20 protein-coding genes are annotated in these 26,458 nt (G+C 63.3%); 12 read left to right on the forward strand and 8 right to left on the reverse strand.

The window, feature by feature from the left end:
* Positions 1–480: 480 nt before the first annotated feature.
* The 3 genes from B7Z66_11470 (at position 481) to B7Z66_11480 (ending at position 2,559) form a co-directional block, all read left to right on the forward strand.
* Positions 481–897, forward strand: coding sequence for a hypothetical protein (locus B7Z66_11470; GenBank protein ID OYV75781.1), 417 nt, complete (start codon positions 481–483; stop codon positions 895–897).
* Between the two features lie 73 nt (positions 898–970).
* The gene (locus B7Z66_11475; protein OYV75782.1) at positions 971–1,378 is read left to right on the forward strand and encodes an Hg(II)-responsive transcriptional regulator; all 408 of its coding nucleotides are present in this window, start codon (positions 971–973) and stop codon (positions 1,376–1,378) included.
* 161 nt (positions 1,379–1,539) lie between these two features.
* Positions 1,540–2,559, forward strand: coding sequence for a hypothetical protein (locus B7Z66_11480; protein OYV75783.1), 1,020 nt, complete (start codon positions 1,540–1,542; stop codon positions 2,557–2,559).
* A 249-nt stretch (positions 2,560–2,808) separates the two neighbouring features.
* Here the strand turns inward: B7Z66_11480 and B7Z66_11485 are convergent, their stop codons facing one another.
* The 4 genes from B7Z66_11485 to B7Z66_11500 all read right to left on the reverse strand — a co-directional run bounded on the left by B7Z66_11485 (position 2,809) and on the right by B7Z66_11500 (position 8,855).
* A complete protein-coding gene (locus B7Z66_11485; protein OYV75784.1) occupies positions 2,809–3,627 on the reverse strand; it encodes a hypothetical protein in 819 nt (272 codons plus the stop codon).
* Positions 3,628–3,712: 85 nt separating this feature from the next.
* Complete coding sequence (locus B7Z66_11490; protein ID OYV75785.1) at positions 3,713–5,692, reverse strand: squalene--hopene cyclase; 1,980 nt, start codon at positions 5,690–5,692, stop codon at positions 3,713–3,715.
* A 59-nt stretch (positions 5,693–5,751) separates the two neighbouring features.
* On the reverse strand, positions 5,752–6,894 hold the full coding sequence (locus tag B7Z66_11495; GenBank protein ID OYV75786.1) for a phytoene synthase: 1,143 nt from the start codon (positions 6,892–6,894) through the stop codon (positions 5,752–5,754).
* Between the two features lie 68 nt (positions 6,895–6,962).
* Positions 6,963–8,855, reverse strand: a complete 1,893-nt coding sequence (locus B7Z66_11500; protein OYV75787.1) for a 1-deoxy-D-xylulose-5-phosphate synthase — start codon at positions 8,853–8,855, stop codon at positions 6,963–6,965.
* Positions 8,856–9,548: 693 nt separating this feature from the next.
* On the opposite strand from B7Z66_11500, the gene B7Z66_11505 reads away from it, so the two are divergent.
* The 5 genes from B7Z66_11505 to B7Z66_11525 all read left to right on the forward strand — a co-directional run bounded on the left by B7Z66_11505 (position 9,549) and on the right by B7Z66_11525 (position 14,504).
* Positions 9,549–10,505 carry a 4-hydroxy-3-methylbut-2-enyl diphosphate reductase gene (locus tag B7Z66_11505; GenBank protein ID OYV75788.1) on the forward strand — a complete coding sequence of 319 codons (957 nt, stop codon included), beginning with the start codon at positions 9,549–9,551 and terminating at the stop codon, positions 10,503–10,505.
* Positions 10,506–10,517: 12 nt separating this feature from the next.
* The gene (locus B7Z66_11510) at positions 10,518–11,642 is read left to right on the forward strand and encodes a hopanoid biosynthesis associated radical SAM protein HpnH (GenBank protein OYV75789.1); all 1,125 of its coding nucleotides are present in this window, start codon (positions 10,518–10,520) and stop codon (positions 11,640–11,642) included.
* A gap of 70 nt (positions 11,643–11,712) precedes the next feature.
* Positions 11,713–12,846 (forward strand): glycosyl transferase, encoded by a 1,134-nt coding sequence (locus tag B7Z66_11515; GenBank protein ID OYV75801.1) that lies wholly within the window; start codon positions 11,713–11,715, stop codon positions 12,844–12,846.
* Positions 12,847–12,929: 83 nt separating this feature from the next.
* Positions 12,930–13,577, forward strand: a complete 648-nt coding sequence (locus B7Z66_11520; GenBank protein ID OYV75790.1) for a hypothetical protein — start codon at positions 12,930–12,932, stop codon at positions 13,575–13,577.
* 222 nt (positions 13,578–13,799) lie between these two features.
* The gene (locus B7Z66_11525) at positions 13,800–14,504 is read left to right on the forward strand and encodes a hypothetical protein (protein ID OYV75802.1); all 705 of its coding nucleotides are present in this window, start codon (positions 13,800–13,802) and stop codon (positions 14,502–14,504) included.
* Between the two features lie 400 nt (positions 14,505–14,904).
* On the opposite strand, the gene B7Z66_11530 is transcribed toward B7Z66_11525, so the two are convergent.
* Together B7Z66_11530 and B7Z66_11535 are read right to left on the reverse strand one after the other, a co-directional pair.
* On the reverse strand, positions 14,905–16,128 hold the full coding sequence (locus B7Z66_11530; GenBank protein OYV75803.1) for a 4-hydroxy-3-methylbut-2-en-1-yl diphosphate synthase: 1,224 nt from the start codon (positions 16,126–16,128) through the stop codon (positions 14,905–14,907).
* A 649-nt stretch (positions 16,129–16,777) separates the two neighbouring features.
* A complete protein-coding gene (locus B7Z66_11535) occupies positions 16,778–17,740 on the reverse strand; it encodes a hypothetical protein (protein OYV75791.1) in 963 nt (320 codons plus the stop codon).
* On the opposite strand from B7Z66_11535, the gene B7Z66_11540 reads away from it, so the two are divergent.
* The 3 genes from B7Z66_11540 to B7Z66_11550 all read left to right on the forward strand — a co-directional run bounded on the left by B7Z66_11540 (position 17,739) and on the right by B7Z66_11550 (position 22,610).
* Positions 17,739–18,662, forward strand: coding sequence for a hypothetical protein (locus B7Z66_11540; protein ID OYV75792.1), 924 nt, complete (start codon positions 17,739–17,741; stop codon positions 18,660–18,662). The genes B7Z66_11535 and B7Z66_11540 overlap by 2 nt on opposite strands.
* Before the next feature lie 478 nt (positions 18,663–19,140).
* Positions 19,141–21,606 (forward strand): plasma-membrane proton-efflux P-type ATPase, encoded by a 2,466-nt coding sequence (locus B7Z66_11545; GenBank protein OYV75804.1) that lies wholly within the window; start codon positions 19,141–19,143, stop codon positions 21,604–21,606.
* A gap of 62 nt (positions 21,607–21,668) precedes the next feature.
* Positions 21,669–22,610 (forward strand): hypothetical protein, encoded by a 942-nt coding sequence (locus tag B7Z66_11550; GenBank protein OYV75793.1) that lies wholly within the window; start codon positions 21,669–21,671, stop codon positions 22,608–22,610.
* A gap of 33 nt (positions 22,611–22,643) precedes the next feature.
* On the opposite strand, the gene B7Z66_11555 is transcribed toward B7Z66_11550, so the two are convergent.
* Together B7Z66_11555 and B7Z66_11560 are read right to left on the reverse strand one after the other, a co-directional pair.
* The gene (locus tag B7Z66_11555) at positions 22,644–23,717 is read right to left on the reverse strand and encodes a dissimilatory-type sulfite reductase subunit beta (protein OYV75794.1); all 1,074 of its coding nucleotides are present in this window, start codon (positions 23,715–23,717) and stop codon (positions 22,644–22,646) included.
* Positions 23,718–23,775: 58 nt separating this feature from the next.
* Positions 23,776–25,023 (reverse strand): dissimilatory-type sulfite reductase subunit alpha, encoded by a 1,248-nt coding sequence (locus tag B7Z66_11560; protein ID OYV75795.1) that lies wholly within the window; start codon positions 25,021–25,023, stop codon positions 23,776–23,778.
* Between the two features lie 585 nt (positions 25,024–25,608).
* Between B7Z66_11560 and B7Z66_11565 the strand changes: the two genes are divergently transcribed.
* Positions 25,609–26,346: a hypothetical protein gene (locus B7Z66_11565; protein OYV75796.1), complete on the forward strand. Its 738-nt coding sequence runs from the start codon at positions 25,609–25,611 to the stop codon at positions 26,344–26,346.
* The last annotated feature ends 112 nt before the right edge of the window (positions 26,347–26,458 follow it).

Raw genomic sequence — 26,458 nt, forward strand, 5'->3', positions numbered from 1 at the left:
TTTCTTACATCTGCGCACAACGTTTTCCCGCGCGCGGCGCATATGGACCAGACGTTGGAACGGACTCGAAGCTAATTTGCGGCGCGGTGAACCGCCACCCGCGGGCCGGGCCCCGGCTCCGGGGATCCGCGTGAGGTAATCGGCGACTACGCTCTCCCTCGCCCAGCATAGAGCTTAGTGCCGCTACACAGGCCCCACTGTCAGTGCCATTGGGGCGTTCGGGGCCGCAGTAACATCGTCTTGTACTACAATTACTTACCGCACTGCGTGGGGAACGAAACCGCGGCCGGGTGTAAGTTCAGCGCCGGTCTAGCGACTAAGCTTCAATATCGGCTGTCCTGGACGGGCAGGGACTACGCCCAAACCCTGGCAAGCGTCCGGCAGTAAACAAAAGGGGGAATGTTCAGGTGCCCGAACGCGTCCCCATCCTGGGGATGCAACGGGCATAAGGGCCCACCGCACTGCCACGGGAGGACCACCATGGACAAGGACACGGCGCTGCCGATCGCCCTGCTGGCTCTGCGAGCCGGACTCGGTATCTTTCTGGTGTTATGGAGCATCGACAAACTTGCCCAGCCGGAGACGACGATAAAAGTGTTCGCACATTTCTACGGCACGGACATCACACTCACCGCCGCCCGGGTGATCGGATCCCTGGAATTGATGTTGAGCGTGGCCCTGACGGCGGGCCTGTGGAAGACCTGGACCTATGGAACGGGACTGCTGCTGCACAGCATCTCGACCCTGTCGAGTTACCACAAATTATTGTCGCCGTTTGGGCAGAATCACCTCTTCATCGCGGGGATCCCCGTACTTGCAGCGTTTTTCGCCCTGTTTCTGCTGCGCCACGAGGATACGCTGCTGTCCGGTGGCCGAACCGTCGCGCGCAAGTCGTAATGGAACCCGAGAACCACGGCCCCCGCCGGAACCGATGCGGTGGGACTCAACCCAATACCACGGAACCTTCGCCATGAAACCAACGTCCTTTACGATCGGCCAGTTGGCCCGGAAAGCCGATGTCAACGTGGAGACCATCCGCTATTACCAGCGGATCGGGCTCCTGCAGGAGCCTGAAAAACCGACGCAGGGTTATCGGCGCTACCCGACGGAGATGACCGACCGGATCCGGTTCATCAAACGCGCCCAACGCCTGGGTTTCCAGCTGCAGGAGATCGCCGAACTCCTGGCGCTCAGCGACGGCCAGTGCAGTGACGTGCGCTCCCGGGCCGAGCAGAAACGCGGCCAGATCGTGGCGCAGATTCAGGACCTGGAGGCGATGCGCGCCACGCTGGACGCGCTGATCGATGCCTGTCGAGCAGGAGCCGTCAGCCATCCCTGCCCCATCGTAGAGACCCTCTCCACCGCCTCGTCGCCCTAGTCTGGTGATGCCACGCCCGCCTCGGCGCGGGCGTGGCATCACCCGTGGAGTCCTTGCTAATCTTAACGCGGTGTTGCACGCTTGACGGCCCCTAACTGATAGGTCGCTGGGGATAACAAGGGTCGTCGCTGCCGGACGCGCGCCGCCGCGGGGCGAACCCCATGACCGTAGCTAGTCCACACGCCTCGCCGGTGAGCGTCGCGCGGGCACCGAAATCACGCCTGCCCGGACCCGCACTGAAACGGGCCACTGGCGACCCAACCACCGACACACCGGGCCTGGAACACGCCATCGTGTATCGCCGCTTTCTGCTCACCATGATCCTGGGCCTCGCGCCCATGCATCCTTCCCCTGCCCAACCCGCGCCGGAGCACGCCGCGCGGCGCGGTATCGAGTGGTTCCAGCAACAGCACTACACGCAGGCAAAAGCGGCGCTGGAATCGGCGTTGCGCGCCGGTGGGAACGATCCGCGCCTGCGTTATTACCTGGGCCGCAGTTGTCTGGAGCTCGGCGACTACGGATGCGCCATCGAACAGTTGGAACGGGCGACGGACGCATCCCCGGGCCAGGCGGACTTCCACTACTGGCTCGCCCGAGCGTACGGCGCCAAGGCGGAACACGTGAATCCGTTCGAGCAGGCGTGGCTGGCGGGACGGGTCAGGCGGCAACTGGAACGAGCGGTCGCGCTGGAACCCAAGGCGGTGGCCCCGCGCGTGGCGCTCGCCAATTTCTATCTGCAGGCGCCCGGCTTCATGGGCGGCGGACTCACGAAAGCGATCCGGGAAACCAAAGCGGTATCGGCCCTCGACCCGCGCGAAGGCGGGCTGCTGTCGGCAACGATCGACATCCGGGAGGAGAACTTCCACGGCGCCGAGGCCCGTTACCGCAGTCTGGAACAGAGCTACGGCGGCACCCCGGGCGCGTACGACGTGTACGGCGACTATGGCGCGTTCCTGATGCAACGCAAGCGCTATACCGAGGCCATCATTCAGTTCCGGAAACAAGCGGAGCTGGCCCCCACCGACCCCGGACCCCAACTCGCGCTGGGGAACGCCTACCGGGCAGCGGGGAATCGGCAGGCGGCAATCGCCGCCTATCAGTCGGCCGTGCACCTGAAACCGGATCTGGCCGCCGCCCGCAAAGCACTGGAACAGGTACAACGGACCTCGGGGACTCCTTAGACCGCTGGCCGCGCCAGTGGCGGACTGGCGATCGCGTTGCGGATTCGCTTAACCCGACCCGGGACATCCCAGGCCGGTAGTACTACATGCGGTCCTCCGGTTCTCACGCGGCCCCACTTGCTCTGCAGTCACCGCATAGCACGTCTATCGGGTTGGTTCCAACGCGGCGCGATCCCGGCCGCGAAGCTCCCCATCCTTCGTGATCCGTCATGAACACTGTGGCGTCGGCCCACGACTAGCCCCGGAAAATCAGTCCTCTGCCCCGGCTGATGGCGACTCGTCGTCCAACCCCAGCCGCAGCCCCGCCACCTCCAGGACCCGCCCCAAGGTGCCCTGAGCTGCGCGGAAATAGCCGCCAAGCCGCAGCAGATGCGGCCACTGAGCAGGCCGCCCGGCGACCCCCGCCACCAAGCGGGCCAAGCGCACCCGGCCAGCGGCATCGATGGCCCGGGTAATGCTGGCGGGAACCGCCGCGTCCGCCGGATCCGCCACGGCCCGGACCACCAGAAACGGTACCGCTGCCGCGCGGGCTAAGGCCGCCAGGGCCGCGCTCTCCATATCCACCCCGCGCGCTCCATGGCGCCGATACAGGGCACGTTTATCCGCGGCGTCCTCCAGGACGTCGGGGCTACCCAACAGCGGACCGGTGTCCGGGATCGGACCGTGGGCAAGGCGGGTCCGCAACCGCCCGTGCCAATCCTGATCCACCCCATACTCGCCACCGGCGCCGTCCAGGATCCGTTCCGGCAGGAGCAGTTGGCCGGACACCAAGTCCGGGGCCAAGCCCCCCGCGCTGCCCCAACTCACCAGGGCCCGGACACCGCCCCGCAGCAGAACCTCGGCCGCCCGCCGTGCGGGCCCCGAGCCAATACCTGAGATGCGCAGGCAAACGCCGGCTCCCGGAAGGTAGGTGTGATCGACGCGCAGGAACAGGAAGCGACGGGATATCCAAGCGCGCCCCTCGCCGGGGAGCGCGGCAATGACCCCGATGGGTGTCACGACGGAAGCGCCGTGCGCTGGCACATGCGCAACGGCGCTTATGGGAAACGCCCGCCTCGAAGGGTCCATGGGTCCAACTCATGAAAACCGCCGGCACGAAGGACACCGAGGGCGGCCGCTGGGTAACACACCCCCGCCGCCGCACCGGCGTTGTTCAAGGACCCGTTACGCCGGGGTACCGCTGGAGCACATTGCGGTAACGCGCCAGGGCCCACAGGGGGAAGTACGCGCTGTACCCATGGTACTTCAGATAAAAGACCCGCGGAAAACCCGGCGCGGTAAACCAATCCTCCTGCCATAACCCCTCCGTCCGTTGGCTCCGCAACAGATACTCCGCCCCGCGGCGCACCGACGCACTGGGTCCCTCGCCCGCCGCCATCAGACCGAGCATCGCCCACGCGGTCTGGTACGAGGTGCTGACCGGACCCCGCCCCGCCGTCACGGCATCGGAATAGGAATCGTTGCTCTCTCCCCAGCCGCCGTCCGGGCGCTGTACGCTCTCCAGCCAGCGGACCGCACGGCGCACGGTCGGGTCCGCAGGGCCGACGCCGGCTGCGGCGAACGCCACCAGGACCGACCAAGTGCCGTAGATATAGTTGGTCCCCCAGCGGCCAAACCATGCGCCACTGGGTTCCTGCTCACGGCGCAGGTACTCCAGGGCGCGTTCGATCACGGGGCGGTACTCTGAACCCCGCGGCAGCAGCCGAGCCAGCAGTGTTACGCAGCGCGCGGTTACATCACTGGTGGGAGGATCCAGCAACGCACCGTGATCGGCGAACGGGATTTCGTTCAGATAGTAGTGGGTATTGTCCGCGTCGAACGCCGCGAAGCCACCGTTACGCGACTGCATCCCGCATAACCACTGGGCGGCGCGGCGCACCGTCTCCTCATAGGGCCGATCCGGCACTTGGTCCATGGTCCACGCCACCACGGCGGTATCGTCCAGATCTGGATAATGCCCGTTCTCGAACTGGAACGGCCACCCGCCCCCCGGAAGGTCCGGCCGATAGTCGCGCCAGTCCGCCGGACCATCACGCAATTGAAGCGGTACCATCCATTCCATCGCGCGCCGTGCCCCAGACCCTGTGGCGCCGCCGTCCACCTCCTGCAAGGCCAGACACGCGAGCCCCGTGTCCCAGATCGGCGAGACACAGGGCTGGCAATATGCCGAACGGGGGCCCACCACCAACAGGCGGCGGATCGCCTCCATGGCAGTGGCACGGTAGGGGTGGTCCGCCGAGTAGCCCAAGTGCGCCAGCGCCTCGTAGGCGTTGACCATGGCGGGGAAGATCGCGCCGAGTCCACCGGTTCCGTTGAGCCGTTCAACGAACCATGCCTCGGCGGCCTTCATGGCGCGGCGGCGCATCGCTCCGGGGATCAGCGGCTCCAGCCGGCGTCCGATCCGCTCCAGTGTCAGGATCATGCGGTTCAGCCGCGAACGGACCGGAAAGTAGTGACGCTCGCGCTCTGGGGGAACCGTGAACAGCTCCCGGATATGGACGTCCCGGGGGTTACGGGCCGGTCGCTTCAAGGTGCAGAGAATCAGCAACGGCACCATTACCGTCCGGGACCAGTAGGACACCTTGCTGAGGTGGAACGGAAACCAACGCGGCAGGAGCAGGATCTCCACCGGCAGAAACGGCACGCCGCGCCACGGGATCTGCCCGAAGAGGGCCAGCGCGATGCGCGTGAATACATTGGCGCGGGCCGCGCCGCCCTGGGCCAGGATGAGTTCCCGGGCCTTGACCATATGCGGCGCATTGGCTGCATCCCCAGCCAACTTCAAGGCGTAGTAAGCCTTCACGGAGGCACTCATATTGAACGCCCCATTGAAATAAAGCGGCCAGCCGCCCTCCGCCTGTTGGTGCTCGCGCAGGTACACCGCCAGACGCGCCTCCAGATCGGAATCGATCTCATCCATGTAGTGCATCATCAGGATGTATTCGGCGGGTATCGTGCAGTCGGCCTCGAGTTCATAACACCAATAACCCTCGGGGGCCTGCTGCTGGAGGAGTGCGCCGGTCGCGCGCTCGATGGCCGCATCGAGATCCCCTGGCGTGCTCACCGGTTCCACAGTGGGCGCCGGTGCCTGCCGTAGGCGGGACTGGTCCGCGGTTTGTGTATGAACAGACATGTATCCGGATTTCCTCGTATTCGGTGGATCGCACCGGATGCCCCGGTGGCATCCTCTGTCTATTCGCCGTGTCCCGCCCGCGGCGCTGCGTCCTGTCCGGGCGCTCCCGCGGCGCTCCCGCGCGCACGCGGGCGTTTGTTCGCAGAGTCGAAGGGGAGACCGCGGCCAGCGAGAAAGAACAGCGAGCGCAGCAAATGATCGTGGCCAACCGTCAAACGGGTGGCGAGGATTGTCGCCTTGACGCTGCGCCGGGAGATCTTGACTTGGCGGCCGCTGTTGAAATCCCGATTACGGTTGATCTTGCGCAGCGTAAGCACCGCCATCCCCAGCGCCCACAGACAGAAATTGCGGATGCCGGTCTCTTCCGGGGGGATCAACAGGGTGTAGGTCAGGGCGTTTCGAAGGTGGGCGTGGGTCAACCCGATGAGCTGCCCCAGGCCCTCCCCGAAACCTTCCCGATAGCAGCCCGGTTGCAGGTCGGCCAAGTCGAAGCCGGTCCCCGTGAACACCTCCTGGGGCAGCCAGCAGACCCCACGGGTCTGATCGTCCCAGACGTCCTTCAGGATGTTGGTCATCTGGAGACCCTGGCCAAAGGAGACCGCGAGTTCCATCAGCCGTTCGCGGTGGCACGCGATGGCCGGCGAATAGTCGCAGAACAGTCGGGTCAGCATCTCTCCCACCACGCCAGCCACGTGATAGCAGTAGCGGTCCAAGTGCGTAAGCCGTTCGAGGCCCCGGGCCCCGCGGTTTTCCTGGAACTCCGCCATGCCCTCGGCCATGATCCGTACGCAGATCTCCAGGGCTTCGCGCTGCACCGGATTGAAACCCGCGTTGATCCGCATCACCCGCGGGGTCTCCGCCACCAGTTCCCGTTCCGCCGGCAAGGTCCGCTCCGAGAGCAGCGGACCCAGTTCCCCGGCGAAGCGCTCGGGATCCTCGACACCGGCTACCACCTGGGCAAAGCCGTCGCAGAACTGGCGCTTCTGTTCCGCGCCCAGTTCCGCCTCGTCTTCGATGGTGTCGACGATCCGGCACAACAGATAAGCGTTGCCCACCACCCGCGCGAGCGCGACCGGAAGTTGCGGAATGGTCAGGGCGAAGGTGCGGGATACCCCTTGCAGCAGCCGGTCCTGCACCGACTCATCAGAAAGGGCATCGCCCTGCGGCCCGACGCCGATATTGGCAATGGTTGTACTCGACATTCGCCTGTTTTGCTTAGTATCACGTGGGCGTGCTTACCGCCCGGACAGCGGAAAACCTGCCGCGGCCTTCAGCTGATCCGCAGCCGATGGGCGGGTCGCATGGTGCGATGGTGTTCCGCCACCGCCGCCAGTATACCATCCCGATCCAGGCCGCAACCGGCCAACATGCCTTCCCGGGAATCGTGATCCAGAAACCGGTCCGGAAGCCCCAGATGGACAATCGCCACGGAGAGGCCCTGAGAGGCCAGGGACTGGCTCACCGCGCTGCCCGCGCCCCCGGCCACCGCATTGTCTTCCACGGTAATCAGAAGCTCATGCTCCTGGGCAAGGGTGCGGATCAACACCTCGTCGAGCGGTTTGACGAAGCGCATGTTCACCACGGTCGCATCGATCTGCGCGCCAGCCTCCAGTGCCGGAGCCAGCACGCAGCCGAACGCCAGGATCGCGGTACCGGTACCCCGACGGCGCACCTCGGCCCGTCCGATGGGCAGTTCCATCATCACCGGATCTACGGCGACGCCGGGACCGCGGCCCCGGGGATAGCGGACCGCCGCGGGACCGTCGTGGCGGTACCCGGTATAGAGCATCTGGCGGCACTCGTTCTCGTCGGCCGGCGCCATCACCACCATGTTGGGGACGCAACGCAGGTAAGAGAAATCGAAACTGCCGGCGTGGGTTGCGCCGTCCGGCCCCACCACGCCGGCCCGGTCAATAGCGAACAGCACTGGTAGGTTTTGGATCGCCACATCATGGATCAGTTGGTCATAGGCGCGCTGGAGAAAAGTGGAGTAGATCGCCACCACCGGTTTCATCCCTTCGCACGCCAGCCCTGCGGCCAGAGTCACGGCGTGCTGTTCCGCGATCCCTACATCGAAGTAGCGATCCGGAAAACGCGCACAAAACTCCACCAGTCCAGATCCCTCACGCATCGCCGGCGTGATCCCCACCAGCCGCGGATCGCGCTCCGCCAAGTCGCACAGCCAGGCGCCGAACACCTCCGTGTAGCTGGGCCCGCCTTTGGATGGCGACGCCACCAATCCGACCGCCGGATCAAAGGGACCAACCCCGTGATAGGCGACCGGATCCCGCTCCGCGTGTGCGTAACCCTTGCCCTTGCGGGTCACCACATGGAGCAGACGTGGTCCCTGGCGCCCGCGCAGATTCTGCAGCGTCGTCACCAGGGTGGGCAGGTCGTGGCCATCAATGGGCCCATAATAGGTAAAGCCCAACTCCTCGAACAGGGTGGCCGGGCTGATCATGCCCTTGACATGCTCCTCCGCGCGGCGCGCCAGCTCACGCATGGGCGGCACCCGATCCAGGATCCACTTGCCGCGCTCCTTGACGTTCCCGAAGAAATCGCCCGACAGGATGCGCGTCAGGTGATTGGACAATGCGCCCACGTTGGGCGAGATGGACATCTCGTTGTCATTCAGGATCACCAGCAGATCGGCCCCCAGATCCCCCGCGTGATTGAGGGCCTCAAAGGCCATTCCGGCCGTGAGGGCACCGTCACCAATCACCGCAACCGCGCAATGCCCGCGTCCGGTCGCCCGCGCCGCCAGGGCCATGCCCAGAGCCGCGCTAACAGAGGTGCCCGCGTGGGCAACCCCGAAGGCGTCGTAGGGACTCTCGGCACGGCGTGGAAACCCCGACAACCCGTCCTTCTTCCGGATCGTCGCCAGGGAACCAGCGCGCCCGGTGAGGATCTTGTGGGGATAGGCTTGGTGCCCCACATCCCAGACGATGCGATCTTCCGGCGTGTGGAATACATAGTGCAGCGCGACGCTGAGTTCCACCGCGCCGAGGCTCGATGCGAAGTGACCGCCACTACGAGACACGGACGCGATCAGGTAATCACGGAGTTCGGCGGCGACCGGTTCCAACTGCGAGGAGGCGAGTCGTCGGAGGTCTTCCGGAAGGTCAATCTGGGCAAGCAAGGGATAGCGGGTTTTTGCATCCATATGCGGTTCTGCTCACTGGTCGCCTACCGAAAACGCCCGATCCGGGAAGATGGGTCGCCATCCCCTCCGGTGCGGCATGTGAACCGCCATCCCTCACGATCCGCAGCCGCGCCGGCCTCGATCAAGCGGATTCAGGCGTATCCCGCCGAACCCACTGCCCCGCCGTACTTTTGACGGCTCAACCCCTCCCCGTCCGACCCGATTCGCCCCCGGCCGACGACCGGCGGCGGCGCTCACCCGAAGAAAAAGTTATACAGAATATAGCCCAGTAGAAGGGAATTGTCAGCAGATCCTCAACCATGCCGTCGGTTCCGCCGTAGCCTCCTACGGGGGAACAGCGCCCAAGGCGCTGCGGCCGGGACAAAACCGTGAACTGAGTCACACTCTGGCACCCAAAGCTACGACGGGTAGGCCACCAACGCCTCCAGTGGGAAACCCGTCCGCCAGGATAAAGTGGAGCCCGCCCAGGCAAATATGTTCTAATCTGCCGAACCCGAATCACGGGTGGACTCGGGGCGGGTGGCACGGAACCCCCCGCGTCGGAGCCGCGCCCCAAGCGCTCCACGCTACCGCGCGGTCCCAGCACTGGTCGCGCGGGACCGCAAGGATCAGGCGCGGGGGGACGGAACTGAGCGATACAGCCCCCCCGGGGTACCCGGTGATCCTGCAGAACGATAACGAGGAATCGGTGCTATGGATGTCATACTTGCCCAACCGCGAGGCTTCTGTGCGGGGGTGGTCCGTGCCATCGAGATCGTGGAGTGCGCCCTTGATGTTTACGGGCCACCGGTTTATGTACTCCACGAGATCGTTCACAATCATCACGTGGTTGACGACCTGCGTACCCGCGGCGCCATCTTCGTAGAGAGCTTGGCCGAAGTGCCAGAAGGCGCGGTCGCCATCTTCAGCGCCCACGGCGTCGCCACCGCCATGGTAGACCAAGCATCCGACCGCAAGTTGGAAGTAATAGACGCCACCTGCCCATTGGTGACCAAGGTGCACCTGCAGGCGCAGCGCTACAGCCTCCGCGGCTACGAGGTCATCATCATCGGCCACCCCGGACATCCTGAAGTGGAAGGAACCCGCGGCCGGGTCACCGGTCCGGTGCACGTCGTATCCGGGTGCGAGGACATCCCAAAACTGAACCTCAAGGATCCCACCCGTCTCGCGTACGTCACCCAGACCACGCTCAGCGTGGACGACACCCGGGACGTGATCGAGGCCTTGAAGCAGCGTTTCCCGGATATTCAGGGACCGGATCTGGACGGCATCTGCTATGCGACCCAGAACCGCCAGAATGCCGTGCGGCGCTTGGCCGCGGAAGTGGATCTGCTGCTGGTAGTGGGCGCTCGCAACAGCTCCAACTCCAACCGCCTGCGGGAAGTGGGCGAACAAGCGGGCGTCTCTGCCTATCTGGTACAGGATGCCGGGGAATTGGACGCGTCCTGGTTCTCACCCGGCGTGCGGGTGGGCCTCACGGCGGGCGCCTCGGCCCCGGAGGTACTCGTCCAGGCCGTTCTGGAACGTTTGCGCAGCTACGGGGTCGATCATGTAATCGAAATGGAATCGGAACGTGAGACCACCACCTTCCGCCTGCCGGTGGCCCTGCTCCGGAAAACTTCCCACACCAGTCAGCGTCGCGAGTCTTAGGAGTCGATCACAATGAGTGTGCCTTTGCACCAGCAGATCCGTGTAGGAGCCTATGTCATACGCCAGAAAGTACGCGGCGCGCGCCGTTACCCTCTGGTCCTGATGCTGGAGCCCTTATTCCGCTGCAACCTCGAATGCGCCGGCTGCGGCAAGATCGATTATCCGGAAGAGATTCTCGACCGCAGGCTGAGCGTGGCGGAGTGCCTCGAGGCGGTGGATGAAAGCGGTGCGCCGATCGTATCGATCCCCGGCGGTGAACCGCTCATCCACAAGGAAATGCCGGAGATCGTCGCTGCCATCGTTGCGCGCAAAAAATTCGTCTACCTGTGCACCAATGCCCTATTGCTGACGAAAAAGATCGGCGACTACACCCCGTCGCCCTATTTCACCTTCTCTGTGCACCTGGATGGCAACCGGGAGCGCCATGACGCATCGGTATGCCGCGCAGGCGTATTCGACAAGGCCGTGGAGGCAATCACCCTGGCGCGCGATCGCGGATTCCGGGTGACGGTCAACTGCACCCTGTTCCAGGGCGAGGATCCGAAGGAAATCGCAGACTTCTTCGACTATGCCACCGCACTCGGCGTGGAAGGTATCACCATCTCCCCGGGCTACAGCTACGAGCATGCACCGCGTCAGGATGTGTTTCTCAAGCGCACCCAGAGCAAGGAGCTGTTCCGCAACATCTTCCGGATCGGCCGCCAGCGGCAGCGCAAGTGGCAATTCAATCAGTCGAGCCTGTTTCTGGACTTCCTGGCCGGAAACCAGACCTACCAGTGCACGCCTTGGAGCAATCCGACCCGCAACGTATTCGGGTGGCAGAAGCCCTGCTATCTGCTGGTGGACGAAGGCTACGCCCCAAGCTTCAAAGCGCTCATGGAGGAAACCGATTGGGATCACTTCGGCACCGGGCGCAACCCGAAGTGCGACAACTGCATGGCCCATTGCGGTTACGAGGGCACCGCGGTGGACGACACAGTGGCACATCCCCTCAAGGCCCTGAAGGTATTCCTGTCGGGCCCGCGTACCGACGGACCCATGGCCCCGGAACTGCCTACCCGCTACCACACGTCCTCCGGACGGGCGCGTGTCGATGTCGAGGTGGGCGGCCTGGCCAAACGCGAAAGCGCGGGCTGAGGCACACACGTAGCGGTCGGGCCTCCCGGCACCGGTACGCACGTCGCCCCGAACCGCTGGGATGAACCCGGTGTGGACTGAACTCGCAGCGGCCGCCGCGACCCTGTGGTGGCTGATCCTGGCCCTGCCGTGGCATCCCTGGGGCACGGCGGAACGCCTGGATGCGCCCCTGGATGCCCGACAGGAGGATCTCAGCGACGTAACGGTGCTGATCCCGGCGCGCAATGAGGCGGGTACGGTGAGCCGGGTGCTGGATAGCCTTGCCGCACAAGGCCCCGGGCTGCGGGTGATCCTGGTGGACGACGAGTCCAGCGACGGCACCGCGGCGGCGGCCCGACGTTCCCGCATCGAGAACCTGACCGTACTGACCAGCATTCCTCTGCCACCAGGGTGGACGGGGAAACTCTGGGCCTTGGAGCAGGGACGGAGCATGGTGGCCTCGCCCCTAACCCTGCTGCTGGACGCCGACATCGCCCTGGCGCCCGGAACCGTGGCGGCCCTGCGGCACCGGCTGCGGGACCAGGGACTACAGCTGGTATCCCTGATGGCGGCACCGGACCTCACGCGGTTCTGGGAGCGCGCCCTGATGCCGGCATTCATCTATTTTTTCAAGCTCCTCTACCCGTTCCGTCTCGCCAACGCCCGTCACCGGCTGGTGGCCGCCGCCGCCGGCGGCTGTGTCCTGCTGGAAACGGAACGGCTGGCGCGGATCGGGGGTTTCGGAGCGATCCGCGACGCGCTGATCGACGACTGTGCGCTGGCGCGCCGGGTCAAAATCGACGGCGGACGCACCTGGATCGGGCTCACCCGCTCCGCCCGCATGCTGCGTCATCACGGGTTCCGGGACATCTGGGACATGGTGGCTCGCACCGCCTTCACGCAACTGCGTTATTCGGTCCTGCTGCTGCTCCTGTGCAGCGGGCTGCTCCTACTGGCGTTTGCCGTACCCGTAGCCGGTTTTGGGGCCCACGGGCCCTGGCCTCCGATGCTGTGCGCGGGGGCCTGGGCCGGGATGCTGATCAGTTACCGGCCGACCCTGCGCTTCTACGGGCTACCTACGGCCTGGGGGCTGGCGCTACCCCTGGTGGGCACACTCTATCTGGCCATGACCTGGTGGTCGGCGATCCGCTACTGGCGCGGCCACCGGTCGCAGTGGAAGGACCGCACCTACGCCAGGATTTCGAAGGACGGCGTTTCACGGTAAACTACCCGCACCTCCGGCCAGCCGGATGCCCACTCACGCGGGCGCTGGCAAGGTCCGATGCGCCAACCAGAGACACACAGCCTATGAACCGGCGAAATTTCATCCATACGCTGCTGGCGGCATTCACGCTGCTGGCCCTGCCCTGGGCCCCCAGGAGCCCGGCGGCAGACACCACTCCCGTGCAGGTGATCGAGAAATTCCAGGACACCCTGCTCACGGTGATGAAGAACGCAGCGAAGCTCGGATACCAGGGCCGTCATAAGACACTGGCCCCGGTGGTCACCACCACCCTTGATCTGCCTACCATCGCGCGCATCGCGCTCGGCCAGTATTGGGGCCAGTTGAGCGCTAATCAGCGCACGCACTTCGTCGCGACCTTCACCAATCTCAGTGTCGCCACCTACGCGGCGCGCTTCGACGGCTATGACGGCGAGACCTTCACTGCACCCACTATGCGGGACCTGCCTGGTGGCGATGTCCTGGTCCAATCGGCACTGGTGAAATCCAACGGCGGCAAGGTCCAGTTCGCCTACCAGATGCGCAAGCTGGACGGCCAGTGGCGGGTCATCAACATCATCGCGGACGGCGTGAGCGATCTGGCACTCAAGCGAGCTGAATACACCAGCGTGATCAAGAACAACAATTTCGACACGTTGCTGGACCGGCTGAAACAGCAGACTACCGCCTACGAAAGGCACGGGAAGGATGCCAAGGCGCCGACGCCGGCCTGAAACGCCGGCCCGATGCTTCCCTGCGCATGATCCTTTCAATCTTCAGTCGGCGCGACTGAGCGCGTGGAACTGTACCGGTTCAAAAACCCCGGGGGTTCGCCAGCCGCGCCGCGCCGGCGGGATGCGCGATTCCTGTTGCTGTTGTTCCTGGTATTCGTCACCGGCTGTGCCTCCGTCCAGCCACGCATCAACGACGACCCGTTCGAACCTTTCAACCGAAAGATGTATGTGTTCAACGACAAGTTGGACCAGTGGATCCTCAAGCCGATCTCCGACACCTATGTGAAGATCACCCCCAAGCCGGTGCGCACCTCGGTCACCAACTTCTTCAACAATGTTGAGTACCTAAACACGGCCCTGAATCAATTCCTGCAGGGCAAGGTAGAGGACGGCTTTAAGGACACTGGGCGATTCCTGGTCAACTCCACGGCGGGCATAGGCGGGTTATTCGACGTGGCTACGGGACTGGGCCTGAAGTACCACCAGGAGGACCTGGGACAAACCCTCGCCGTTTGGGGCGTGGGCCAGGGCCCTTACTTAGTGTTGCCCTTCATCGGCCCGGACACCCTGCGCAACCTGCCAAACTTGGTGATGAGCTCCCTTACCGATCCCCTGTTCTATGTGAGCAACCCGGCCATCACCATGCCCATTGGAGCACTGGGCTTGGTGGATAAGCGTGCCAACGAGGCCGCCGAAATCCGATTCGTTCACGAGTCCGCAGTGGACCCGTACATTTTCGTGCGCGAGGCCTACCTGCAACATCGCCGCTTCCTGATCTACAACGGCCATCCCCCGCCCCAGATCTACGACAATTTGGGTGCCGGGGGTCTGGTCCCACCACCAGCGGCCGCGCCGCCCACCAGCGGGAAACCAACGTCAGCACCGCCGCCAGCACCGGGCACCACCGTTCCAGCGCCCTCGCACTAGAACCTATCTCTAAATCGTGGATCGGGCGTTCAGGCAAGGCGCGGGCCCTGCGAGGAGCGCGGCAGAGCCCGCAGCGCCGCATGGGCGATCGAGATGCGCATCAATGGAGAATGGCGAAGTTGCGCGCCCGGACAGAAATTCGGGCGCGCGGAGATCCCGGAGGCCTAGCTGGGGGGCACCGAATTCTTGGACCGGGCGTACCGCGCCGGGGGCGTGACTAGGACACGGACGCAGGCCTGGGGGTGGCCTATCGGATCCAACAGATGTCCGACCCCGGGCGGTACCGCATTAATCCCGGGGTGGACTGCATAAAGTACAGTTGATACATCGCGCTGCTAACCACTGAGGACGCCGTTCCAGCCCTGTCATACCTTCGGCACGACGACCCCGCAAGTGTCGTTTAGACACGCCCGTAGTGCTTCTCCACATAGTGCTCCACGATCTGCTGGAATTCCTCCGCAATGCGGTCGCCCTTGAGGGTCACGTCCTTCTGCCCATCGATGTACACCGGCGCCACCGGGTTCTCACCGGTCCCCGGGAGGCTGATGCCGATATTGGCGTGCTTGCTCTCGCCAGGACCGTTGACCACGCAGCCCATCACCGCCACGTTCATGTTCTCCACCCCGGCGTACCGCGTGCGCCACACCGGCATCTGGTCCCGCAGATAGCCCTGGATCTTCTGGGCCAGTTCCTGAAACACCGTGCTGGTCGTGCGCCCGCACCCGGGGCAAGCCACCACCATCGGCGTGAACGCCCGCAGCCCCATGGTCTGCAGGATCTCCTGGGCCACCACCACCTCGCGGGTCCGGTCGCCACCGGGCTCCGGCGTGAGGGAGATACGGATGGTGTCGCCGATCCCCTCCTCCAACAGCACCGCCAGCGCCGCCGTCGAGGCGACGATGCCCTTGCTCCCCATCCCCGCCTCGGTCAGGCCTAGATGAAGCGGATAATCGCAGCGGCCCGCCAAGGCCCGGTAGACGGCGATCAGATCCTGAACCCCGCTCATCTTGCAGGAAAGCACGATGTGGTCCCGCCCCAAGCCCAGTTCCTCGGCCCGTTGGGCGTTCTCCAGTGCCGAGACCACCATGGCTTCGCGCAGCACCTCGCCCGCATCCCTGGGCTCCGGCAGAGACGCGTTCTCGTCCATCAGGCGCGCCGCCAGCGCCGGGTCGAGGCTGCCCCAGTTGACACCGATACGCACCGGTTTGTCGTACTGGCACGCCAGTTCGATCATCGTGGCGAACTGGGAATCGCGTTTGCTGCCGCGCCCCACGTTGCCGGGATTGATGCGGTACTTGCCGAGCGCCTCGGCGCAGGCCGGGTGCTGGCTGAGCAGCTTGTGTCCGTTGAAATGGAAATCTCCGATCAACGGCACCGTCACGCCCTGGCGGTCCAGGGCCGCGCGGATATGCGGCACCGCCGCCGCTGCCTCCGCGGTATTGACCGTGATGCGCACCAGCTCTGAGCCGGCGCGGGCAAGGGCCGCCACCTGCTTCACCGTGCCATCGACATCCACCGTATCGGTGTTGGTCATCGACTGGACCACGATCGGCGCGCCACCGCCGACCGCCACGCCGCCCACCCGTACCGTCACCGCAGTGCGCCGTACCACCCCTGCACCCATGCCGTTCCCCATGTCACTCCCCGTGCCACTCATAGACTTCCACACACCCCTGCAAATCGCCGGTACTGGCCCGCGCCCATAATACCGGATTTTCCCCCGCCCCGGCACAGCCACCCCCACCGAGGGTCAGGCCTTTACTTTATACCTTGCGCTGCCTCCCCCCAATGGTCCGCCCGCTTCGCCTGGAATTCCCAGACTACTGTCTATCACCTCAACGCCCGGGGCGGATCGGCGAGCGGGCATCTTCCTGGCTGACGTCGACCGGCAGGCGTTCCGCCAGCGCCTGGCCAAAGAAATATCAGCCAACAGGGTTGGCGCCTCGTATGCCTACTGCCTGATGAGCAGCCACTACCAGCCGCTCGTCGAGACCCCGGAAGTCAAGCTGGCCAACGGCATGCGCGAGCTGAACGGCCTCTATACTCTGGCCTTGAACCGTTTCCACGACTAGATGGGATCGTAGGCACCGGCCGGCCTTTCGGGCCGGGGGGCATCTCCCGCGCCGCGCGGCGAACGGAGTCCTGCGCAAAGCGGCAGCGCATGCGGGCATCTTTCCGCCGGCGTCTCCCAGGGCCAGCGGGCCGTCAAGGAAGGCACACCCGCGCCAGAACTCACCCGGTTGATCAAGCACTATAAAGTAAAGGCCTGACCCTCAGTTGGGTCGTGGTCCGATCGGCGGGCGACGGAACATCACTATCAGGTACAGAAAGAGCAGCGCATAGATGATCGTGGTACCGAGGACGTCACCGCCGACCCCAGTGACGGCGCCATAGGGCCCACCCCAGCCTTCAGCGGTGGTCCAGATCGCCAGCGAATACAGCAGTCCGAACGGCAGGATCAGACGCAACCCCCAGCCGCCCAGCAACCCGACGGCGATCACGGTCTCGGCGAGCGCGGCGGCGACGCCAAAGACCATCGGCCCGATCCAGTGGATCACGTCAATAAAGAACTGGATGTAGGCGCGGATCCATTCCGGCTGTCCGGCCTGCGCCTGCACCAGATAGGTGTCGGGGTGATGCAGGAAGAACGGCGTCCATTTCCAGGCCGCATCGAACGCCCATAGCAGGCCGAACAGCACCCGCGCCGCCTGATAGCGGCTATTCCGGTCGCCCTCGGTGAGCTCCGCGCTGATCCGCCCACGACGCCCATCATCCAGGGTGAGCAGGATGAACAGGAACACCAGGGAATAGACGATCAGCGTGCCGGGATCGGTCGCGCCGCGGGTATACGGCCCACCCAGATGACCGACCGTTGTCCACAGGAAAAAAGTATAAACGACACCGAGCCAAGCGCTGGCGCGCAGCCATCGGCCGGTCAGCAACGATAGGCCCAACAGCGCACCGATTGCCGCGCTGGCCATCGCCACCCGGCTTGCGCCGAGTGCCTGAACCCAGACCATGACCCGATGGGTATAGGCCGCGTACCATGCCGCCTGGCCCGGCCGGGCCGCCAGAGCGCGCAGAAAGAGGTCGTTGAGGTACACAGGCCGAAGCTGGTAGACCACATTGAATACCCAGATCAGGCCGAACCCGGCATTCAGCAGGCGTAACGCGCGCCGCCGCCCCAGGTCCGGCCCCGCCCCTGCCGCACCGTGCAATCCGTCGTTTACAGACATGCTCTTGCCCCCCAAGACCGCTTGCGGGCCGAACCACGCGTACGGTCGTTACCGATCGATGATATCGCTGGGACCACGACACGGCCGCCGTGTTCCCTACCCCCCCCCAATTCCATCCCCGTCTGCCGTTTGCCCTCCCGGTAGGCGCACCCCGTCCTTCCCGATCGAACCCCTCGAGCAACACCCCACCGCGGACCGACATGTCGCAACTTCCATGACATCACATGGTCCAATCCAGCAGTTAGGCGCCCGCGTCCCCGCGGCGCCCTCGCGAGCCCGTCCAGACGCGGCCGTGCGAACCCTGAGTAAGGAGCATCCCATGGAACAATCCGCGCAGCCGCAGGAGGACGACGGATGGGACACCAACACACGGATCCTCCACTGGCTACTGGTCGGCACGGTGACCTTTCAACTCCTGAGCAGCCTGTTCATGGCGGACGTACCCACTCAGTTCCTGTTTCCGATCCATGAGCTGATTGGTCTAGCCACTGGCGCCTGCGTGGTCGTGTTCTGGATTCATGTTTCCAGGAACGGCGACCTACGGATTTTGCTTCCTTGGAATCAAGCCGGCGCCGCGGCCATCGGCCGCGATCTGTTCGGCCTGCTGCGCGGCCGGCTCCCCCCAGCCGGACGCCGTGTGGGGCTCTCCAGTTTCGTGCACGGGCTCGGTTTGCTCGCCCTGACGGGCAGCGGATTCACCGGCCTGATCCTGTTCTTCCTCGCCCCCCTGGGTTCTCACGCCGGACCTTCTGATGCGGTCGATTTCACCAACATGTCCCTCGATCACAAATTCTTCGGCGAACTGATATGGGCCTACCTGATCGGCCATGTCCTGTTTGCGCTCCTGCACCAGTTCCGCAGCGGACACGTCCTCGGCGGAATCTTTCGCTTCCCCTCGGAGAAACGTCCCGGCGCAGATTAATTACCCGCCTAGTGGGCGTTGCACTCAGGCATTCGACCATTCCATGCCCCATGCATCGATCCGTAGCGCACGATCACGTCCCTCCCCTGTATTGATCGTCAGCCGTACCACCGTTGGTAACCGTACGCACAGTTCCCACACCGAAATCCGGGTTCCATTTATGTCGCCATCAGAACGTTTGAATTTCCCACCGAACAATCACGGCTTATGCTGATTTCTCGTGGTCGCATGTGCAGAGCATGCGTTACCGAGTTGGATACGCGCCAGCTTCAACCGTGACGCTTCACGCAGAGCCTGCGCGCGCACTCATGGCCAGGGACCAGAGATCCCCTGAGGCTGGGCCCAATATTCCTATTTTCCAGAATCGCACAGGGACGGGACAAGGGAGGCGTTGATTTACTGAACCGAATTTAGATTGGGGCCGGAACCCGCCGGGCGATCTGATTTCCGGATCGCCGCGCGGAAGGAGAAAATGACCATGTCCCAAGTCGCCTTGAAACCTGCAGACGGATCTGATCCGCCGAGTACCGATATCCCCGCCGGTGGCCTAAGCAGTGAAGAGGCCACGCGACGCCTGCAACAATATGGCCCGAACGCAATCCACGAACATCGGGTCCATCCCCTCATCAAGCTCCTGCGCTACTTCTGGGGACCGATCCCATGGATGATCGAGATTGCGGCCATCCTCTCCGGTGCCGTCGGCCATTGGGACGATTTGGCGCTGATCCTCGCATTACTGGTAGTCAACGGCGTAATCGGTTTCTGGGAAGAGCACAAGGCCAGTAACGCCCTCGACGCACTGAAGAGCCAGCTTGCCCTCAAGGCACGGGCCCGACGTGACGGGCGCTGGCGCGAGGTCGCTGCTTGTGAACTGGTCCCAGGAGACATCATCAGGCTACGCCTCGGTGACATCATCCCGGCCGACGTGATGCTCACCGAGGGTGACTATTTGCGTGTGGATCAGTCCGCCCTCACCGGAGAATCGCTACCGGTAGATAAAAAGGCGGGGGATGAGGCCTATTCCGGAACCATCGCAAAACAGGGCGAAATGGTCGCGGAGGTTACCGCAACCGGTGCACACACTTTCTTCGGGCGCACCGCAAAACTGGTGGAAAGCGCCGGTTCGGCATCACATTTTCAGCAGGCGGTGATGCGTATCGGAAATTTCCTGATCGCGATCGCCGTGGTGCTGAGCATGGTGTTGATCGGAGTTGAGCTGGCGCGCGGCTCACACCTGCTACACGTCGTCCAGTTCGTGCTGATCCTGGTGATCGCCTCGATTCCCGTGGCAATGCCCGCGGTGCTTTCCGTTACGATGGCCCTAGGCGCCAAGGCGCTGTCCAAGCACAAGGCGATCGTAACGCGACTGCAGTCAATCGAGGAAATGGCGGGCATCGACATCCTGTGTTCGGACAAAACCGGCACTCTTACCCAGAACCAGCTGACGCTGGGTGAACCGGTATTGTTCGGGGCACAGGATCCGGCAGAACTCAATCTCGCGGCTGCGCTCGCCTCCAAAGCCGAGAATAACGATGCCATTGACCTCGCGGTGATCGCTGCGCTACCCGACGCCGCGCTGCTTGACAGCTACAGGGAACTGAAATTCACCCCGTTCGACCCCGTGAGTAAACGTACCGAAGCGCACGTCGAGTCTGACAACGGAGATTTTTACACCACCAAGGGGGCCCCACAGGTCATCCTCGATCTGTGCGGGATGCAGGGCGAACAGCGCGTGCGTGCCGACAAGGCGGTCACGGGGTTTGCGGAACGCGGATTCCGCACCCTGGGCGTCGCCCGCACCACCCAGGATGCCACATGGCGGTTCCTCGGTATCCTCTCGCTCTATGATCCACCGCGCGAGGACTCGGAGAGCACCATCCGCGAAGCGCGCGAACACGGGATCGAGGTCAAAATGGTCACCGGCGATCATATCGCCATCGCGCGCGAGATCTCCGGGGGCCTCGGCATGGGCCGTGACATCCTCCCTCCCGATCGCCTGCCGGACGATCACATGGCGAAGGCCGACACCGCCCTTATCCGTGACCTCGAGCGTGCCGACGGCTTCGCACAGGTATTCCCGGAACACAAGTACGCCATCGTCAAGGCGCTCCAAGAGGGTGGGCATATCGTAGGAATGACTGGCGACGGGGTGAACGACGCACCGGCGCTCAAACAGGCCGATGTGGGAATTGCGGTGTCCGGTGCGACGGACGCCGCGCGCGCGGCGGCAAGCCTGGTACTCACGGCGCCGGGGTTGTCCACCATCGTCCACGCAGTGGAAGAAGCGCGACGCATCTTCGGGAGGATGATGAGCTACACGATCTACCGCATCGCGATGACGATCGACATCATGGTGTTCGTCGTGCTCGCGATGCTGATCACACGATCCTACCCGTTGACTGCCATCCTCATCATCCTGCTGGCATTGCTCGACGACATCCCGATTATGACCATCGCATACGACCATACCTGGCTGGAGCCGAAACCGGTGCGATGGCAAATGAAGCGGGTACTGACGGTGTCCTCCGTCCTGGGTCTGGTGGCAGTCGCCGAAACCTTTTTGATGATGGTCATTGGGCGCAGGATGCTCGGGATGGGCGGCCCCGAGCTACAGACGCTAATGTTTCTACAGCTCGTGGCGGGCGGTAACCTGATGTTATTCGTCACCCGTAGCAAACAGAGCTTCTGGCGCGCGCCCCACCCGTCCTGGCAACTTCTGGCCGCGACCATCGGGACCCAAATCGTGGCGGCCGGGATGGCCTGGGCAGGCTGGCTGATGGCCGCCATTCCGGCCGAGGTGGTCGGCTTGGTATGGGCCTACAACGTCGCGTGGATGGTGCTCCAGGACGCGGTCAAACTCGGCCTGTACCGCGTGCTACCGGGCACGGACGCCGGGACCGTATCGGAACAGGCCCGAACGGACGCTGCCCAACAGCACGTATAACCCGTCTCCCCAACCGAGGGTCAGGCCTTTACTTTATACTTTGGGCTGCCTACCCTTTCCCCATGACCCGTCCGCTTCGCCTTGAATTCCCAGGCGCCGTCTATCACCTCACCGCCCGGGGGGATCGGCGGGCGGACATCTTCCTGGACGATCTTGACCGGCAGGCGTTCCTCCAGCTCCTGGCCAAAGAAATCGGCCAACAGGGTTGGCGCCTCTATGCCTACTGCCTCATGAGCAACCACTACCACCTGCTCGTTGAAACCCCGGAAGCCAATCTGACCGCCGGCATGCGTCGGCTGAACGGCGTCTATACACAGACCTTCAACCGCCGCCACGATCGCGTAGGCCACGTGTTGCAAGGGCGCTACAAGAGCATCCTGGTCGACAAGGAGGCGTACCTTCTGGAATTGGCCCGATACATCGTACTCAACCCGGTGCGGGCCGGGATGGTCACGCGTGCCGGTGACTGGCCCTGGAGCAGCTACAGCGCCACCGCCGGAAAGATCCCCGTCTCCGCCTGGCTGGAAGCCGATTTGATCGCGAAATCATTCGCGGATGACCCGACTGCCGCCCGGCAGGCCTACCGCCGTTTCGTCCGCGCGGGGATCAGCCGGCCCTCCCCCTGGGCTGACCTACGCGGCCAGATCTACTTGGGTGGAGAGAAATTCCTGGCGCGAATGGAAAGACTTGCCGCAGCGCAAGGCCACGAGGGCATACCAGTCTCCCATCGTCAACCGACGCGCCCTGGACCGGATACCCTGTTGGACGTCGTGGCGGATAGGTTCACTATCGAACGCGACGACGTGCGCGATCGAAAGCACCAGCCAGCCTTTCAGGCCTGGGTGTATCTACTGCGCCGCGTAGCGAACATAAGCCTGCGCGAAGCGGCGACGCACGCACGGATCTCTCCCGCACGCGTCTCGCAGATCCAGCGGGCCGTCGAGGAAGGCACACCCGCGCCAGAACTCACCCGGTTGATCAAGCACTATAAAGTAAAGGCCTGACCCTCTTTAGGCGTGACCCTCTTTAGGTGTGGGCTAAAAACGTATGTGGGCAGAGGTATTCAGGCTCTCCCGGGCTCCGCGCCAGTTGTCGATGTGGTAACGCGTGAACGGCAGCCCGGTCATTTCGAAAAAGCGCGACCAGCCGATACGGTCCACCCATTCGCCGACCCGCTCCCAATCATGGGCATCCTGCTGGTAGATCATCAGGATTTTCTTGACGACCATGCCTACCTCAGGCCACCGCGGCGGATTATTCGGCAGACCTGCTGCAACCAACTTATGGAACGTCGGCTTAGTTCGGGCGTTGGAATTCTTACCACCTATCCAAATCGCGATTTTGGAGTTCTCCGGGTCGTTGATCTGCATCGGCGGGCACGGAGGATAACACGCACCGCAACAGACGCATTTTCGCTCATCGATTTCCAACGACGGCTTGCCGTTTACGATCGCCGGCCTAATCGCGGCTACCGGACACCGCGCGACCACGGAAGGACGCTCGCAGACGTTCCCCACCAAGTCATGATTGATCTTCGGGGGCTTGGTATGTTGGATATTGATCGCGATATCGCCCTGCCCACCGCAATTGATCTGACAGCACGACGTGGTGATCCGAACCCGATTCGGCATGCGTTCGTTGATGTATTCCTCGTATAGTTCATCCATCAACGACTTAAAAACCCCCGAAGCGTCCGTTGCCGGGATATCGCAATGCAGCCACCCCTGCGTGTGCGCAATCATTGACACCGAGTTTCCCGTACCACCTACCGGGAAACCGGCTTCTTCTATCGCAGCGATCAGGGGATCGACTTTATCGGCCGCGCCTACTATGAATTCTATATTGCTGCGTATCGTGAACCGCACATGGCCTTCACCATATTGGTCCGCAATATCGCACAGCTTTCGGATCGTATACACATCCATCTGCCGCTGCGTTCCGGCACGCACCGTCCACACTTCGTCTCCGGTTTCCGATACGTGATGCAGCACACCGGGACGCGGGCGGTCGTGCCAAGCCCACCGCCCGTAATTTTTCTTCAGCGCCGGGTGCATATACTGGAATGCATCCGGGACACCACTTTCGATGGGCATACGCGGTTGTGCGGACATCGTTACCTCCGTTCACAGAATATTCGGGGCGTGAAACTCGAATCTCCCGGCCGCAGAATCATCCCGCCGCCGTATGCTCGGCCCATTTTCTCGCTTCCTCGTCCCACCCGTCGGTCCGAATAAAGGAATTCGTACGCGGATGGCTAAGCATGTTCGGATCCGGCGCAAGCCCTACCCCTTCGAGGAAATTCGCCAACCCAATACGCTCGATCATCTCACCGCAGCGCTCGTGCTCAAGGCCGTTATCCGCCCAAAACTCAATGATGTGCTGCGCCAGTTCGACTATGCGCACATAGTCGTCGTCACTTTCCAACTTCATGAACGGAACTATCACCGCCCCCATGAGGTCTCCGATCTTCAGTGTGCGTTTCCCGCCGGCCAAGATCGTTACTCCACGATCCTTCCCAGGGGACAATGCCTTAGTCATGACGTTTATACAGTGCATGCATCGCACGCAGTTCCGGTTGTCGACGCGGAGGCTGTCGTCGTCCATCAAGCTGAGGGCGCGCGTCGGGCAACGGCTGATGACGTTATCCACTACGTATTGGCGACCGTGCCCGTGTACGAAGTTTTTTACCTCGTCCTGCTTGACCTGGATGTCGTCTCGCCAAGTACCGATTACTGCCATGTCTGAACGCTGGATCGAGTTCATGCAGTCGTTTGGACAGCCTGAGAATTTGAACTTGAATTTGTAAGGTAGGGCGGGGCGATGCAGGTCATCGACAAAAGAATTCATCATCGTACGGTGCGCGCGCACTTCATCGTAGCAGGAGTGTTCGCAGCGAGCGTGGCCGACACACGACATGGAGGTACGCACAGATGGGCCCGCGCCCCCCATATCGAAACCCATCTCATTGATCGCGTCGAAGGCTGGCTGGATGTTCTCGGTTTTACAGCCTTGGAACATGATGTCGCCGCTTTGTCCGTGTAAGGCGATCAGCCCGGACCCGTACTGCTCCCAAATGTCGCAGAGCTTGCGCAGCGTCCCGGTATCGTAGTGCATCCCAGGCGCCGGCATGATACGCAGCGTATGGAACTCTGCTGACTCCGGAAATTGGGCGGCAACCTCGGAGAAGCGGGGGATGACGCCTCCTCCATAGCCGATTACACCTGCGGTGCCTCCCTTCCAGTATCCCTTGCGGGTTTCGTAGGAATGCTCAAGTTGTCCGAGCAAGTCGTCGGCCATTCCACGGATTCTGGCATCCTGGTGTGCATCCCGCAGGCGCTTAAAGCCGGTGATAAAGCTCGGCCACGGACCACTTTCAAGTTCATCGAGCATCGGTGTGTCATGGGTTTTTCTGGGCATCGGGAGTCCTCACTAGAACGCTGTACCGGAACCGGGCGTCACCCGCGACGACGCGCGGAGCAACCGTACAATAGCTGGATCACCAGGGCACGATACCGAGGCTTCGCCACTTGCGATTTGACATGCATCAAAAATCAGCCTCTCCAAAATGGGTATAGAAACGCCCCCCATTCGGAACGTCGCAACCTCGGAGGAAACTATTTCTACCTGCGTCGCACACAGGACAGATTGGCCAGATGAATGCTTGGAGGGGAACGACCTATGCGAGCGTATCCATCGGCGGCAAACTCGGTTGGCAAGCACGTCCAGTACGCCCCACAGGAAAAGTCGATGGCAGCACTACAACCCCGCGCGGAATCGGGCAGCCCAACCCGACCAGGACATTTATCAAAGGTGGGCCGTCGACGGTTTTCAGAATCCGCTCGTCGGGAAATGCGGTGGTTCCGGAAACGAATTGACCCTGGTCAAGGACCGCCGCAGACAGTTGTTGTCAATTACAGTACGAAAAGGCTCCGTGGGAGCGGGACTCGAAGAGGTCGCCGGTTGGCGCCGGCGCGTACTTCCCCAGGGAATCGTCAAACCAACATGGCGGAAACCACCACGAAAGCCGTTGATCTGCGCGACAGCGGTGGCCTGCCCAGCCATACCTACGCCTTTTACGCTCTGCGTGACCTCCATCCCGGCGAGGTGCGGGAATTGCTCTGCCCCGAGGATCCAGCCGTGCTCATGCAGAGTGTGAACCTACAGCTGCGCAACCGGCTGTATTGGGCCGTGGTGAGAGCGGGTCCACCGTTGTGGCGGCTGCGGGTACAACTCCGGGAGGACCTCCCCGCAGCCTCGCTCACGGACCTGCTGACCCGCGATCACGCACGCCTGGACCGGCTGTTGGCCTGCGCCCTGAGACTGGCAAACCGAAATCAGTTGACGGAAGCAGAACCGGCGGTTGGGGAACTTTCCAGGGCAGTACGACGCCACATACGAGTGGAAAACGAGATACTCGCCCCCGTCTTCTCGGCCCCGCGGAATCTTCTGGGGAATGATCCGACGTCGATCATGCTTCGGGAACACGAACAGATACTGGAACAACTGAGCCTCATCGAGAGCTGCATCGCCGGCGGTGCGGAGACGCGCAGCAACACCACGCCTCTTTTGGCCTTGCTGTCGGGCGCCATGGCGAAACACGAACACCGGGAGGAACAGAACCTATTTCCCAACTGGAACCGCGCCCTGGCGCTGGGAACCGATGCCGACGGCACAGCCGCGTTTCTAAGGCGGGTGCAGTCCGCTCTGGCCGATCGCGAAACCACCGAGGAAGACCACTAACCCGTCACGATCCTTTAGGGCATTGCAGGTCAGTGGGCCATTCCAACCCGGGCGGCATCGAATCGCGCCCAAGTTCGTCAACAGCGGCTACGCCCCAACGTCTTCTACCTGG

The sequence above is a fragment of the Chromatiales bacterium 21-64-14 genome (genome assembly GCA_002255365.1).
Taxonomy (GTDB): Bacteria; Pseudomonadota; Gammaproteobacteria; order 21-64-14; family 21-64-14; genus 21-64-14.